Source organism: Terriglobus sp. YAF25 (genome assembly GCF_052113305.1).
Classification (GTDB): Bacteria; Acidobacteriota; Terriglobia; order Terriglobales; family Acidobacteriaceae; genus Terriglobus.
This window is the reverse complement of record NZ_JBFRCY010000054.1, coordinates 1-14392: the sequence shown is the minus strand read 5'-3', so window position 1 is coordinate 14392 and position 14392 is coordinate 1. Positions and strand designations below refer to the sequence as shown.

Annotated in this window: 10 protein-coding genes and 1 pseudogene; 6 read left to right on the top strand and 5 right to left on the bottom strand. The window is 57.2% G+C overall.

Annotated features, from left to right (window positions below; all coding sequences use genetic code 11):
- From AB4043_RS03595 to AB4043_RS03575, 5 genes are all read right to left on the bottom strand, one after another.
- Window positions 1–1145, bottom strand: a 1145-nt coding sequence (locus tag AB4043_RS03595; protein ID WP_442306516.1) for a PIG-L family deacetylase, incomplete at its 3' end; no start/stop codon positions are given.
- Window positions 1146–1971: 826 nt separating this feature from the next.
- Window positions 1972–3111, bottom strand: a complete 1140-nt coding sequence (locus tag AB4043_RS03590; RefSeq protein ID WP_442306515.1) for an RHS repeat domain-containing protein — start codon at window positions 3109–3111, stop codon at window positions 1972–1974.
- A gap of 106 nt (window positions 3112–3217) precedes the next feature.
- Window positions 3218–3655: a hypothetical protein gene (locus tag AB4043_RS03585; protein WP_442306514.1), complete on the bottom strand. Its 438-nt coding sequence runs from the start codon at window positions 3653–3655 to the stop codon at window positions 3218–3220.
- Between the two features lie 85 nt (window positions 3656–3740).
- On the bottom strand, window positions 3741–6113 hold the full coding sequence (locus tag AB4043_RS03580; protein ID WP_442306513.1) for a hypothetical protein: 2373 nt from the start codon (window positions 6111–6113) through the stop codon (window positions 3741–3743).
- A gap of 346 nt (window positions 6114–6459) precedes the next feature.
- Window positions 6460–7218: a TIGR00266 family protein gene (locus AB4043_RS03575; protein WP_442301494.1), complete on the bottom strand. Its 759-nt coding sequence runs from the start codon at window positions 7216–7218 to the stop codon at window positions 6460–6462.
- A gap of 87 nt (window positions 7219–7305) precedes the next feature.
- Between AB4043_RS03575 and AB4043_RS03570 the strand changes: the two genes are divergently transcribed.
- From AB4043_RS03570 to AB4043_RS03545, 6 genes and pseudogenes are all read left to right on the top strand, one after another.
- The gene (locus AB4043_RS03570) at window positions 7306–8205 is read left to right on the top strand and encodes an Fpg/Nei family DNA glycosylase (RefSeq protein ID WP_442301493.1); all 900 of its coding nucleotides are present in this window, start codon (window positions 7306–7308) and stop codon (window positions 8203–8205) included.
- 189 nt (window positions 8206–8394) lie between these two features.
- Window positions 8395–9309 carry a TIGR03435 family protein gene (locus AB4043_RS03565; RefSeq protein WP_442301492.1) on the top strand — a complete coding sequence of 305 codons (915 nt, stop codon included), beginning with the start codon at window positions 8395–8397 and terminating at the stop codon, window positions 9307–9309.
- A 27-nt stretch (window positions 9310–9336) separates the two neighbouring features.
- A complete protein-coding gene (locus AB4043_RS03560) occupies window positions 9337–10215 on the top strand; it encodes a TIGR03435 family protein (protein WP_442301491.1) in 879 nt (292 codons plus the stop codon).
- A 5-nt stretch (window positions 10216–10220) separates the two neighbouring features.
- Entirely contained in the window at window positions 10221–11069 is an 849-nt protein-coding gene (locus AB4043_RS03555; protein ID WP_442301490.1) for a TIGR03435 family protein, read from the top strand.
- Window positions 11070–11101: 32 nt separating this feature from the next.
- Window positions 11102–14152, top strand: coding sequence for a carboxypeptidase regulatory-like domain-containing protein (locus AB4043_RS03550; RefSeq protein ID WP_442306512.1), 3051 nt, complete (start codon window positions 11102–11104; stop codon window positions 14150–14152).
- Window positions 14152–14392: pseudogene (locus AB4043_RS03545) on the top strand (VWA domain-containing protein); the annotation flags it as partial. The gene AB4043_RS03550 and the pseudogene AB4043_RS03545, both read left to right, overlap by 1 nt.

Below are 14392 nucleotides of genomic sequence, written 5' to 3'. Positions count from 1 at the left end.
GGCACTACCTTGCCGGGATCGGCCGGGTCGAAGTGCGTGCCTGCATCCGCAACCGTCGTGGCAAGGCGTATCAGTTGCTGCTGCCATGGGTTGCGCTCCGCTGCCGGAAGATAATCGGCAATCGCCGGCAAAGTGGTATCGATGCCTTCGAAGAAATCGCTCTCCTTCTCCGGCATGCTCGTCGTAGCCCTCGTGGCCCACAGATGATAAGCCGAGTTTTGCGGAGCGGGCAGAGCCGGACCGATACCACCGTTCTGCGAGCGCTGCTGTGCCAGTCCCTCACGCGCGATCGCCGAATAGTTGTTGGCCAGCACGTAGCTGTAGTCGCCGACCGGCACCTGTACGGTGACCGAAGGCAGCGTCTTGATATCCGTAGTATTGACGTAGTTATGGAAGACCACCGGCTCCCAGCGGGTGGTGGCGTAGTCAAAGATGCCCTTCTCGGTCACGCGCGCAAACGGGACACGCGCATAGACCTTCTGCACCTTCCAGGGAAGAAGACCTTCCTTGATCTGCTCCGGGAACATGTTGGGATCGGCAGCGGCGTTGAAGACCTCCTGTGCCATCTCTCCGGAGACCTGGTGCTGTCCATGTCCGTCGGCGAAGTTGCCGTTGAAGCTTGACGTCACCACCATCGGCCGCAGGATACGCACGATGCGGACAGCATCGCGCAGCACGGTCTCATGCCCCCACTGCTTGTGCGCCTCTTCCAGCGTCTTGGAAAAGCCATAGTCGGCAAAGCGTCCAAAGTAAAGATGAATGCCTTCGTATCCGGTGCTGGCGAGCAGCTCCTGCGTCCGGACCAGACCGAGCTGATCCCAGTAGTCGCCGGACATCACATTCTGGCCACCCTCGCCACGCGTCAGGACAAACAGCGAAGCATCGACGCCCTTGCCGCGCGCCTCATAGGCCATCATGGCGCCGTCCTCGTCATCGGGATGGGCGTTGACGGTCAGCAGGCTGGCGCGGGTCCTCAGCTTCTGCAGGCCCTGCCAAACGGCCGCCGAGCCGCGGTCATAGGGCAACGGCATCGCCGAAGCCGGAGGCAAAGCGGTGCCGGCCAGCGGAGGCGGCGCACTCTGCGCCACCAGGGTGGCGGTGAGAAGCAAAGACAAAGCAGGGTGCAGCAGGGCGTTCGGTCGCATCAGTGATGAAGGGCCTTTCAGGTAGAGCGCTTGAGCTATACCCTGAGTCTTACTGACCGGACCCACGAAACGCAACCCTCGATTACCGGTCCCGCCCCAGGACGTGTCGCACACCTTTTGTTTGTCATCCCGCAGGTGTGAGTTGATTTCCGTATATCACTGTTTCTGCGTGACTTAAGCAGGCGCTTTTTGGCTGTGCAGATGTTGTGCAGGACATCTGTGCAGTTTCGCGCCCTTTCGGACCGCAATCCCGCTCTGATCGCATGCTACTAAGAGTGCTTTAAACATGTGGAACGGCGCTCTCTTTGGAGCACCGTCCTGGCGCGGAAAGCGACCGAGAATGGACACATTTGGGTCACACTGATTACGACCTTCATCACCTGCATACCCTGCGCGACAACATACGTCCATATTTCGTCTGCGGGCGCTTGCCTCAGTAGCCTTGAACGGTGACTGGGTAGATGCTTTTTATTTGGGGTTCAACAGGTAGCTCACATCAATATCTCCGATGGCGCCGACCTCACGGAAAATATCTGGACGGGAGCAGCCCGTACAAGTGATGAGAAGGCTCTTTGAATCCATCCACTTAACCGATATATCGTATCGCCCTTTTGCTATAAACAACACTCCGTCGTTTGAATCGTACTTAGCCGATGCACTCTGAAGATTCACGACAGAGCTGAAATCAGTCGTAGCACCGCAGTTACGTTCGCATGTACGAACGATTAGTCGACCGTCGGGCGAAACCACCTTAGACTTCACAGTGTTGTCGCAATTGTTGCACCCCGTGAGGCATAGCACCGCCAAAGCCGCATGCAATATCAAGCTAGGTTTTCTTATAGCAGCCAGATTTGTAATAGTTATACCCAGCAATGATTTGGGCTTGGTCATTTGGATCATCTCCATAGGGTGGTCCCCCTCTCCAATTACCCCATTCGGGGGTTGATGTGCCTGCCTGTCCCTTTATATTTGTATTAACTGACACTTTTGATGGCGCGAGCGGTACCGAACAAACGTTAGTACCAACGGAATAGCCACCCATTATGCCATCAGCGAAACGCCAGCTTGGGCGACCCAATTTGTCGCCTCCTCCCATGTCGTCCCAGTTGAAGCAACGAGGGTCCGGGTTCACCGGTATTGCGTGAGCGACCCCGTTGTCGTCATAGTAGGAGATCGTGCTTCGAACGCAGCCTGACTCTAGACCGAGTGGATCATTAAGTGCCAAAGGGTTGTTCTGCACATAGCTGTAACGATTGAAGCTCTGGGGGTCGAAGATGTTGTAGCTGCCATCGTAGGGATCGGGACTCATCCAGCGCCCGTAGGAAGGAGCGTATTCGCGAAACGCAGCATGTTCCAATGTGAAATTTCCCTGTCCCAAGTCATGATCGGTACCGGCAAAATGAGGAAGGTTGGTATCTGAAGACGGTGTCGTATAGTTGTCCCCGAATTCAGCCGATTGGAATTGAGCTACGGCACCCGTTCCGGATTTGTTGGTCCTCACCCGCTCCGTGCCCACAAGGTCCTGATGTTGATAGTAAATATCACCGTTCAACCAATACGCTATCGGGGAATCGCCTGCATAGTATTGCGACAGAGCGGTGGTGCCGTTATCGTACCAAATCGTAGCTCGCCGGGAGAACAGATCGAACCCGCACCGATAGATCCCCCTTATGTCCGCAAACTTTACCCGCTGATTGAATGCATCGTAGATGTACGATGCGGTTGCTCCGTCATCAACCGATAGCAGTTTTCCGTCATCATCATATTGATAGCTATGATTTGGGTCCTGGGTGAGATTTCCGGCAGCATCATAGACATAGCCGGAACTATTGATCTGATTGTTGGCAGAGTTGAAACTCAAAGCCGTTGTCAAACCACCGTTGTAAGAAGTCTGCTGCCAGCGATTGCCATAGCGATCATAGGAATAGTCGGAGATGGCTGTCCCTGACGAACTGCCGTGTTTCAAGCGCCCAAACTCATCATAGGTGTAGTCGAGACAGTTGCCTTCGATGGTGTCGCATCTCCAATTTACTTGTCCCCCAACTGGTCCGGATGAAAATCCGTACAGTTCACTACTCCCCCCCCGCGCAGTCGACCGAATAGCTCCCTGCGCAGACATATGTCCCACTTATCCGCCCGCTTGACTCGAAGTGATTGACTCCTTTCAAGCCGTTGCCGAAATCAGATGCCGAAACGCCAAATGGACTTACGGTAGCAGCGCTATAGATCAGGTCAGCATTCGTGGAGTCGTTCTGCCCCCCATTGATCGAAGTCAACTGGCCTGCGAGATTGTAGCCGTAGCGCACCGGGAAATAGCCGACAGAAGTTGTGTATGATTCCTGGGTCAGTCGCGAAGCGAGGTCATACGAATAAGCCCGCCACACGTCGTGCGCTGGATTACCGCACCAGTCAGGCAGGCATTGCCCGATGATACTTATACGGCTGGCGGAATCGTAGAGGAATTCGCTCTCCATCCATATCGCGCCGATGGAAGCATGTGCATTCGTCAACGTCCCTTTCGACGAACCTAGGTTCGTTCCGCCCCATCCCGTCGCTTGATCATAGCTATAGATCTTAGTGGGGGTCTTTCCGTCATCATAGATGAGCGAATTCAGGCGCCCTAGTGCGTCGTACTGCATCGTCGCCGTGGGTTGTACCTGTGAGTTCGCACACTTCCTTGATTCGCCCGATGAGGTCGTATTGGGTGATAGTCCCTTTTCCGGGATTAGATTGTGTTTTAACTGCACGGGACCAGTAGGTGTTCGTAACCGAGGAGCCGTCCGGGCGGGAAATCGTGAGCACGCGACCTAGGCCATCGTACGTGTAGCTAGTGCTGTTGGAGGTACATTGTGAGCTTCCCGTATCGGAGGAGGATGAGTAGGCCGCGCTCGTAGACTGCAAGTGACCGGTGGCGTCGTAGCAGGAATCAGTCAGGTACCAGTTTGACGAAGTACTGCTCACAGCGTTGCGTACCCGTCGTCCGTAGTTGTCAAAGAAGGTCTCCTGCGTGGACCACTCCGAACTGTTGAGCTTGGTTTGTACCGTAATTTTTCCTGGCGTATAGGTGTATAGAACCTCACCACCGCCCGGAGTCGTCACGTCCTTTGGACGCATCAGCGGATCATATTGAACTATTTCCGTCGTCTGCCCGGAGTTGTACCCCGTAGACGTGAGCTGCGCAGCCGAAGAAGCGTCGTAGGTGCTGGAAGTAGACAGCGAACTGACGGCGGAGTTGCCGGACGTCTGGGTACTGAGTCCGGTTACGAAGGCTTGGGTCGCGTCATAGGAATAATCAGTCTCCAGATTATTGAACGTGGCGGATTTGCGAGCGCCCGTATCGTAGTTGGTGTAAGTGGTGCTGATCCAAGTGGAACCACCTGCCCATACGGATGTAGATGTCAAATTCCCCCGTTCGATTTGAGACGTTCCGCGCTGGGGAAGTCCTGAAGTTGGGACGACAGACGACTCATTGTATCCATTGATGACCTGCGACAGAATATTGCTTCCTGAGGAGTAGCTTGCGTTTATTACATTCCCATACATATCGTGGCTGGCGCCCCAGCTCTCCAACGTAATGCTTGGAGTCGGCGGATCGAAGCTGAACCAACTACCGACAAGCCCACCAAGCCCTATGTAGTTGTAGCGAACGGAAACCTGCGAGCCTCCGTTGTATGAGGTTGTCGTCACACGTCGGAGTAATGGCGTATGTGCTGGCCCTGCGTAGTTGAAGAAAAAGCTAGTGTTCATCTCCATCAGGGGAGTTGTCGTATTAGTCGATCCGTCCCAGATGCGCCGCCGGGTCTCGTAGGGAAGATTGTTTTCAACGTTTGCTGAGAACTCAAATGACCGGAGCTTATTAGCCTCGTCGACAACATCTGTATTTGAAGTTCCGGCGCCGGTTATGGCTCGGGTAAAAGTCTTTGATCCGGAAACAGTGGTTCTGGTAAGAACCACGGGGGCGCCATCGGAAGAAATGCCTGTTCCATTGCAGCCGCCACTGTAGGAGTAATCTATCGTGCCGCCTGTTGGCAACGTGATGGACTTTAATCGTCCTGTCACGGATCCTCCAATCCCCGGCGTGTTTTCGTATTGGAAGGAGTACTTGTCGGAGGGAGAATCTGGATATTCGATCGTGTCTACAAGGTCAACAGTCGCCGGACCATATTCGCTAATTCCCCCGCATTGAAAGTTCGTCTGGACCGTATAGCTGCGATAGGTCACTTTTACGCTTGCCGATGTCGCACCCCCCGATTGGCGGGTTACGGGGTAAGTAAAGTAACGCGGGCTTCCAGCATTGCCACTGCCTGTGACGGCTAGTGCGGTAACGCCCAACGTATCTGTGAATGTTCCATCTCCATTGGCCGAAATTGTATTGCCATTGCTGTCTGTAATTGAGCCCGAGCCGCCGGCGCTCATTGGTGCATCGATAATGCTCCCGGTAGGCGTGTGCACAACGAAAGTGTTGTCTAGCGAATATCCGGAACCGTCGATGGCCTTCCCATCGCCATCTACAACTGAAGCAGCCCCGCCGCCGCACTGTTTCAACTCATAATTAAATGGATGAACGATTCCTTCCGCTTGATGATATGCAATGTTCGTATAGTAGGTTCCCGGATAGGTGCCTCCGCCGTATAAATCACAAGAAGCGGTCGAGGTCGAGTAGGTGAGGAAGCCAATAAAGCCGTCGCCGACATTGCCGTGAAATCCCCATTGGTGGTCCGGCTGCCAAGCATTTCCCAGAGGCGACCAGATCAGACCGTCGTATCTCAGTGCGTAATTGAACGCGAGGCCGCGACCCGGCCGGCTGACAACGGGAAGTTCGAAATGAACATTCAGATTTCCGATGTTGACGGTGTCAAGACCATTCCCGTCATACGCCCCGAATGGATAAATACCAGTTCCGGTATTCTGGGCGACGACTGATATGGACAGGCAGAGAAACAGCGCAATGCGAACAACAGTCTTCATTTTCTGGAGCAACCTTTCGATTGCGCACAGAGAGGGAGAAAAACTACGAATTTCTTACTTTTGTGATTCTAGGATCGACTCATACTGCGTCTCTATCAATATCAGACTTATATGCATCTGCGGAAGAGGGCTGAAACAAACTGCATTGATCATTTTCCCAAAACAACTCCACTTCTCAGTCATAGCCGCCCTTGCAGAGCGACGGGGCGAAGGCCCAACGGATGGAGTGGGATTGACCTTCTTTAGTTGATGCGAGCTTATGAACGCGCGGAGGGGTCCCGGCGAACTTCGTTCGTTGGGGTGAGTAGCGATGGATGGGGCACCCAGAGCGTGGGTCGCATCCACCTTAGAAACGATCTCTCAACACCGAACCGACAATCGCTCCAATCGCGCCGGCTTCGCCGCTCTCGCGTGCACGCTCCACAGTCATGTACTCCTGCAGCGCATGCGCCAGACGCGGAAGCGGTAGTGTCTGCAGCCACACACGTCCGGGACCGGTGAGCTGGGCCAGGAAGATGCCGTCACCGCCGAAGAGCATGTTTTTGATGCCCGGGACGGTGGTGATCTGGAAGTTCACATTTGCGTGGAAGGCGCCGACGTGGCCGGGGTGGACGCGCAGGATCTCTCCGGGCTGAAGGTCTTTGATGACGAGCTCGCCCGAAAGCTCCAGCCAGGCCGTGCCCTGACCGCTCACCCGTTGCAGGATGAAGCCGCTGCCGCCAAAGATGCCGGCACCAAGCGACTGCTGGAAGCCGACGCCAAGCTGTATCTGCGAGGTCGCACAGAGGAAGCCGTGCCGATGGATCAGGTACTCGTGGCCGGGAGAGACCTCCACCGGAACAATGTGACCCGGAACCTTGGTCGCAAAGGCCACCTCGCCGGGATAGTTGAGGGCCCGATACTCGGTCATGAAGAGCGATCCGCCGCCGGCCATACGCTTGATCGCGCCGAAGAAACCGCCTCCGCCCCCGAACTGCGTGTGAGTCTGCATCTGGATGCTTTGCGACATCCAGGAGAGTTCTCCAGCTTCAGAGATGACGGTTTCGCCGGGCTCGAGCAGGAACTCGAGAACGGGCATGGTGGTTCCGGTAATACGGCTTTGCATGGCGATGGGTCGCTCCTTCGAGTGGATTCTACGCCGGAGCGTTCAAGCCGGTTCCCTAATTCCCCGTTTCCATAAGATATTGGTGCCATGCCGGAGCTGCCTGATATCGCTGCCTATCTCCACGCCCTCACTCCCCGGGTCGTGGGCAAGCGCCTGCTGCAGGTACGGATTCAGGGACCATCCCTTCTGCGGACAGCCGACCCACCCATCTATAAAGCCGAGGGCAAGACAGTCCTCGCACTGCGGCGGGTGGGCAAACGTATCGTCTTCGTTCTGGAGGACGACCTCTTCCTGGTGCTGCACCTGATGATCGCCGGCCGTCTGCACTGGAAGCCCGCGGGAGCCAAACTCGGTGGCAGGATCAATCTTGCCGTCTTCGACTTCGAGGATGGATCACTCCTGTTAACGGAGGCCGGCACCAAGAGGCGAGCCTCGCTGCACCTGGTGCGGAGCGAGGCCGCACTGCTGGAGATGGACCCCGGCGGTATCGACGTAATGACCGCGACACCGGAGGAGTTCCGCGCCGCGCTGAGCGTTGAGAACCGGACGCTCAAGCGCGCGTTGACCGATCCGCGGATTGTGAGCGGCATCGGGAATGCCTACTCTGACGAAATTCTATGGACGGCCCGGCTCTCACCCATCCTCCAGACCGGCAAGCTGAGCGAGGAGGAATGGCAGGGGCTCTATGACGGAACCCGCACAGCGCTGCAACAATGGATCGACCGGCTGCAAGCAGAGGCCGAGGAAAAGTTCCCGGAGAAGGTCACCGCCTTTCGCCCGGAGATGGCCGTACATGGCCGCTTCGGCAAACCGTGCCCGCGGTGCGGGTCGCCGGTGCAGCGCATCCGCTACGCGGATAACGAGACCAACTACTGCGCGACCTGTCAGACCGAGGGCCGGGTACTGGCCGACCGAAGTCTTTCCCGCCTTCTCGGCAAGGATTGGCCACGCACCCTGGACGAGCTGGATGCATTGAAACGCCGCTAGAGCATTTTCTCTGTAGGCGTAGAGTAGGGCTTCCGTATCTATGGGCGTTTTCCGCAATGAAAACGCCGCTGCACACCCTTTCCGGGATACCCAGCAACAGGGAAAATGCTCTAAGTCGGAGAAAATTTTGGCCTTGCACCTAACCATGCGCCGATGGCGCTGTCCAAGGAAACACATCGAGGAAATCTCATGAACCGTCTTCCTGCTCTCTTCCTCTGTACGGTTACGTGCGTCACGGTTACGTGCATCGCTGCGGCACAGCAGGCCGCCAGGCCCGAGCCAGCTTTTGAAGTCGCCACTATCAAGCCCAGCGATCCGGCAGAACGGCGCATGATGATGCAGATGTCCGATGGAGTCCTGCATGCGAAGAACATGCCCCTGGTGGAGCTGATCAACTTCGCCTACGAGATCAAATCTCCCTCTTTGTTAAGCGGCCTGCCGGAGTGGGCAAAGCAGGAGCACTATGACATCGAGGCCAGGCAGGACGAGGAAGAGGCCCGGGCCCTGCGAAAGCTGCCCGAGGAAGAGCGAGGCTATGCCACGCGCCGCATGGTGCAGAAGATGCTGGAAGACAGGCTGCACCTGAAGCTGGCCAAGGAACAGAAAGAACAGCCCGTCTACGCACTGGTGGTGGCAAAGGGCGGACTGAAGATGAAGCCATCGGCTGCTCCGCCGCCAGGTGAGAATGCCGGTCCTGATTCGGGGCCGGGCCCGAAACCAGCTGCCGAGCCGGGCGCCGGAGGACCTCAACGCATGAGGCGGGGCATGATGATGAACAGCCGGGGCGAGTTGACCGGAACCGACTCCACAACCGGCATGATTGCGAATGTGATCTCTCACATGCCTGAGGCCAGCGAACGCGTGGTCGTCGACAAGACCGGCCTGACCGGACACTATGACTTCACGCTGAAGTGGACCCCGGAGATGCCGGCGCCCGCCTTCCGTGGAGCAGACGGTGGAGCTCCTCCGCCGCCGGCGGCCGACACCAGCGGTCCGACGCTCTTTACCGCCCTGGAGGAGCAGCTTGGCCTGAAACTGGAGACCGCCAAAGACCTGGTGACGAGCTACCGCGTTGAAAATCTGGATCACCCGACAGCGAACTAAACCGTGGCCGCCTGCGTATCCATCGCCATGCATCGACTTCTTGCAACTGCCGTGCTGGGCGGCGTTCTGGGCAGCGCTCTGGCTACCTATGCCCAGAGTCCGCCTCAGGCTGGGCAGCAGAAGCACAGCTTCGAAGTTGTTTCGGTAAAGCCATCAGCCGCGGCAAACGATAGTACGAGCGTCAACACCACACCGTATCGCATCCGGTGCGAAAACGTTCTGGTGCGGCAGGTTCTGATGATGGGCTTCGACATCCGGTCTGAATCACAGATCGAAAATATGCCCGACTGGGCAAAATCAGAGCGGTTCAATATCGATGCCAAGGTGGATGAAGAGACAGCCGCTGCGATGAAAAGTCTCCCCCGCGACGAACGTCAGAAGTGGCAGCAGGAGATGATGCAGGCGCTGCTCGAAGACCGCTTCCACCTGAAGTTCCATTGGGAGAAGAAAGAGCTACCGGTCTATAGCCTTACGGTTGCCAAAAGCGGCAGCAAGCTGAAAGCGACCGTTCCTCCCCCTCCGCCGCCAGGCGCCGACCCTAACGCTAAACCCCAGGACCGTGGAACCAGCTCAAGCACACACAACGGGCACATGGTTGTGACCAACGGCAGCATGGAGATGTTCGCCTACCAGCTCTCGCACATGACCGAGATGGATAGCCGCGTGGTGCTGGACCGGACTAATCTTCCCGGCAGGTTCGACTGGACACTGGACTGGTCGCCCGAGAGACAGCAAAATAGCTTTCACGGAGCAGATGGCAATCCCGCGCCGGCTCCAACAGCCGATACCTCAAAACCAACTCTCTTTACCGCATTGCAGGAACAGCTCGGTCTGAAAGTGGAGCAGGCTAAGGCTCCGGTAGACCTGCTGGTGATTGATGATCTGGAACGTCCGACGGAGAACTGAGCACCATGAGTCGACGCCACATTCTTACGGCTTGCCTGCTATTCAGTTCAATAGCAGGCTATGGGCAGACCCGCTATGTCTACGAGGTGGCGTCGATAAAACCCTCCACCGGTGCGAAGTTTGAGGTTGTCGTCATCAAGCCCACACCGCATGGCTCTACTGGCAACTCCCTGAACTTCAATCAGGGCAAGATGGTTGCACATAACATTCCGCTGAAGGATGTGATCAAGTTCGCCTACGATCTGAAGTCGGACTCGCAACTCTTGAACGCTCCCGACTGGGTGAAGACAGACCGGTATGAGATCGATGCTCAGGAAGACGAGGCCGAGAGCGCCGCGCTGATGAAGATGGCATTCGAGGGCCGTTTTGAAGCACTGCGGTCAATGATGCGACAGATGCTGATAGAGCGCTTCCATCTAGAAGCCACACCGCAAACAGCCGAAGTACCGATCTATGCGCTGGTCGTCACAAAGGGTGGACCGAAGATCACTCCCACGCCGCCACTGGCGTCCGGAGAACAACGGAAGTTCCGTGGATGGCAGGGCCATGGGCCGGGTGATGTGGAGGCCCAGGCCGCCACCATGGAGCTGGTTGCCAGTGTGATCTCCCGCATGCCTGAGGCTGATGGGCGTGTGGTCGTCGATAAAACAAACATGCCTGGCGAGTATGACTGGAAGCTGCATTGGACGCCGCAGTCCAACTCTGCCTCAGATGGAACCGGCACAACCACCGCCGAGACAGGCCCAACCCTGTTCACAGCATTGCAGGAACAACTCGGTCTAAAGCTCGAATCACAAAAAGGTACTGTGGCAGCGGTTGCGATCAACCATATCGAACGTCCTACAGAAAACTAACCTGACGTTCCGCAGCACAAGAAAGCCATTGGATGACTCTGATACGCACACTCCGCTCTCTCTGCGCATACGTTCTCGTGCCCTGTGCCGCCTTCGCCGCTGAACAGCGGGGGCAGGTTCTCTATGGCGGCTTCCCCGTTCCTGGCGCTGTTATCACCGCTACTCATGCGGGCACTACTGTCACGGCAGTCACGGACGAACAGGGCTTTTATACCCTCTCAAACATCGCTGACGGCGCGTGGTCGATCCGTATCAGCAAGCCTGCCTTTACTACCGTCACGCAGGAGGTGAACGTAACCTCAAGTGCGACGGATGCGACCAAGTTCGAGCTGAAGCTACTGCCTCTGGCGGAGATTCATGCACAGCCCGCGGATCAGCCGATTGCTCCAGTGATTACTGCCGCCGTGCCCACGCCTGCAAAGAAGGGCCCCGATACCAAAGAGGATGCCGCCGCCGCGCCGCCACCTCCTGCGACACAGGAAGCACGTAACAACGATGGTCTGCTGATCAATGGCAGCGTGAACAACGGAGCATCTTCGCCTTTCGCGCAGTTTGCCGCCATCGGCAATCGCCGTAACAACCGCCGCTCGCTCTACAACGGCGGTATCGGAATCATGAGTGTTGGCAGTTCCATCCTCGACGCGAAGCAGTACTCGATCACGGGTCTTGATGTCCCCAAGCCTTCTTACTACCGTTTCACCGGCCTGGCCACGCTCGGTGGACCATTGCGTATTCCGCATCTGACCAACCGCAACAATGCACCTACGTTCTTTCTTGCGTACCAATGGACACGGAACAGCAATGCCAGCTCTTCCTCTGCGCTGGTGCCGACGCAAGCACAGCGCAATGGCGATTTATCTTCAGCCGCCACATCCATCATCAATCCGGCAACCGGACTTCCTTACACCAACAATCAGGTCCCGGTCTCGCCCCAGGCGACATCGCYGCTGCAGTTTTATCCGCTGCCGAATCTCTCCGGAAGCACGCGCTACAACTATCAGACGACACTGCTAAGCAGCTCACACCAGGATGCCCTGCAGGCGCGCGTCGACAAGACAGTCAGCCGAAAGAACCAGGTTTACGGTAGTTTCAACTTCCAGTCGATCCGCAGTTCGTCGAACACGCTCTTCCAGTTTACTGACCACCAGAAGAGCTTCGGCCTAGCCGGAGGCGTGAACTGGTCGCACCGCATCAACGGCCGCTGGTCCTTCAATGTCGGCTATAAGTTCGCGCGGCAGACACAGCGCTCCTCTGCCAACTTTCAGGACCGCACCAACGTCTCCGGCAATGCAGGCATCTCCGGCAATAACCAGGATCCGTTCAACTACGGCCCCCCGACGCTTTCCTTCGCCAGCGGTATCGCCGGCCTGACCGATGGGATTCCCGCATACAACCGCAACCAGACGCAGACCATCACCGGCGCCATGCAGTGGAATCGCGGACGCCACAACGTGACCTTCGGCGGCGAGTATCGGCGTCAGCAGTTCAACTACTTCACGCAGGAGAACCCGCGCGGCTCGTTCAGCTTTACCGGCACGGCCACCGGCAACGATCTCGCAGGCTTTCTGATCGGCGTGCCTGATACCAGCACCCTTGCTACCGGCAACCCCGATAAGTACTTCCGCCAGAACGTCATCATGGCTTATGCCACGGACGACTTCCGCATGACGCCGACCTTCACCGTCCAGGCAGGTGTCCGCTGGGAGTACGGAGCGCCCATCACTGAGCTGAAAGATCGCATGGTAAATCTCGACATCCTGCCGGACTTCTCTGCTGTCTCGCAGGTGCTGGCCTCCTCCCCAACCGGCAGCCTGACAGGACAACACTATCCTGACTCGCTCATCCACCCCTTCCGCAAAGGCTTCCAGCCACGCATCGGGGTCGCATGGCGGCCGATTCCTGCATCATCGGTTGTCGTGCGCGCTGGCTATGGCATCTACTTCGACAGCTCTGTCTACCAGACCACTGCCCTGAAGCTGGCACAGCAGGCGCCGCTCTCGCGTTCCTTGTCTGTGCAACGTTCGAGCACCTGCCCTATCACCCTGGCCAACGGTTTTCAGAACTGCGCTGGCATCACCTCCAACACCTTCGCCGTCGATCCGAGATTCCGTGCTGGCTATGTACAGGATTGGCAGCTCGCCATTCAACGTGATCTGCCGTTCTCGCTGCAGTTGACCGCCACCTACAACGGCCTGAAAGGCACGCACGCGGCCCAACAGATCCTGCCGAACACCTACGCCTATGGCGGCACGGATCTGTGCCCTTCATGCCCGAACGGTTTCACTTATCTGACGTCGGGTGGCAATTCAACACGTCATGCCGGTCAGGTACAGCTTCGCCGCCGTCTGCATAACGGATTCACCGCATCGCTGGACTACACCTACGCCAACGCCATCGACAATGCATCCTTCCTCGGTGGACAGAACGCATCGTCCGGCACGGGTGCCACCTCGCAGAATCCCTTTGCCGTACCCGCTCCCACAACCAAGAACGACACGACTGTTGCCCAGAACTGGCGCGACCTGCAAGCGGAACGCGGACGCTCGGCCTTCAATCAGCGGCACACGCTCTCGCTGTCAGCGCAGTACACCACCGGCATGGGCATCGGGGGGGGCACCCTGATGAGCGGCAAGGCAGGCACGGCGCTCAAAGAGTGGACGGTGCTTGGTCAGATCCTGCTCAATAGCGGACAGCCCCAGACACCAATCTATCCCGTCGCTACACCCGGCACCGGAGTTAGCAACAACCTGCGCGCACAACTGACAGGTGCAGATGTCTACGCCGCGCCTGCAGGGCTGCATCTGAATCCCGCAGCATTTACCACGCCCGCCGCCGGTACCTTCGGCAATGCAGGCCGTAACTCCATTGCCGRCCCTGGTCAGTTTCGCCTGAATGCATCACTCGCACGCACCTTCCGCCTGAAGAGCGACATGAACCTGGATATACGTGCTGATGTGACCAATGCTCTGAATCACGTTGCCTTTACTCGCTGGAACACCACGCTTACCTCCACCCAGTTCGGCCTTCCCGCGGCCGTCAATGATATGCGTACCGTGCAATTCGTCTCGAGGCTTCGTTTCTAATGCGCAAACTTCTGCCGCTGCTGCTCGCAACGACGCTCACCGCCCAACAGACCGGCACCAACAAGCCGCAGGTCGATGGGCAGGACCAGGTCTTCACCATGAAGGTGACGTCGAACCTTGTCGTCGAGACCTTGACCGTCAAAGATAAGAAGGGCAACACAATCCCCGGGCTGACGGCGAAGGACTTCACCATCACGGAGAATGGCGCGGAGCAAAGCATCCGCCTCTTCGAGTTCCAGA

Coding starts and splice junctions, on each gene's coding strand:
- AB4043_RS03580 (WP_442306513.1), bottom strand. CDS start 6,113: ATGAAGACTGTTGTTCGCATTGCGCTGTTTCTCTGCCTGTCCATATCA.
- AB4043_RS03575 (WP_442301494.1), bottom strand. CDS start 7,218: ATGCAAAGCCGTATTACCGGAACCACCATGCCCGTTCTCGAGTTCCTG.
- AB4043_RS03570 (WP_442301493.1), top strand. CDS start 7,306: ATGCCGGAGCTGCCTGATATCGCTGCCTATCTCCACGCCCTCACTCCC.
- AB4043_RS03565 (WP_442301492.1), top strand. CDS start 8,395: ATGAACCGTCTTCCTGCTCTCTTCCTCTGTACGGTTACGTGCGTCACG.
- AB4043_RS03560 (WP_442301491.1), top strand. CDS start 9,337: ATGCATCGACTTCTTGCAACTGCCGTGCTGGGCGGCGTTCTGGGCAGC.
- AB4043_RS03555 (WP_442301490.1), top strand. CDS start 10,221: ATGAGTCGACGCCACATTCTTACGGCTTGCCTGCTATTCAGTTCAATA.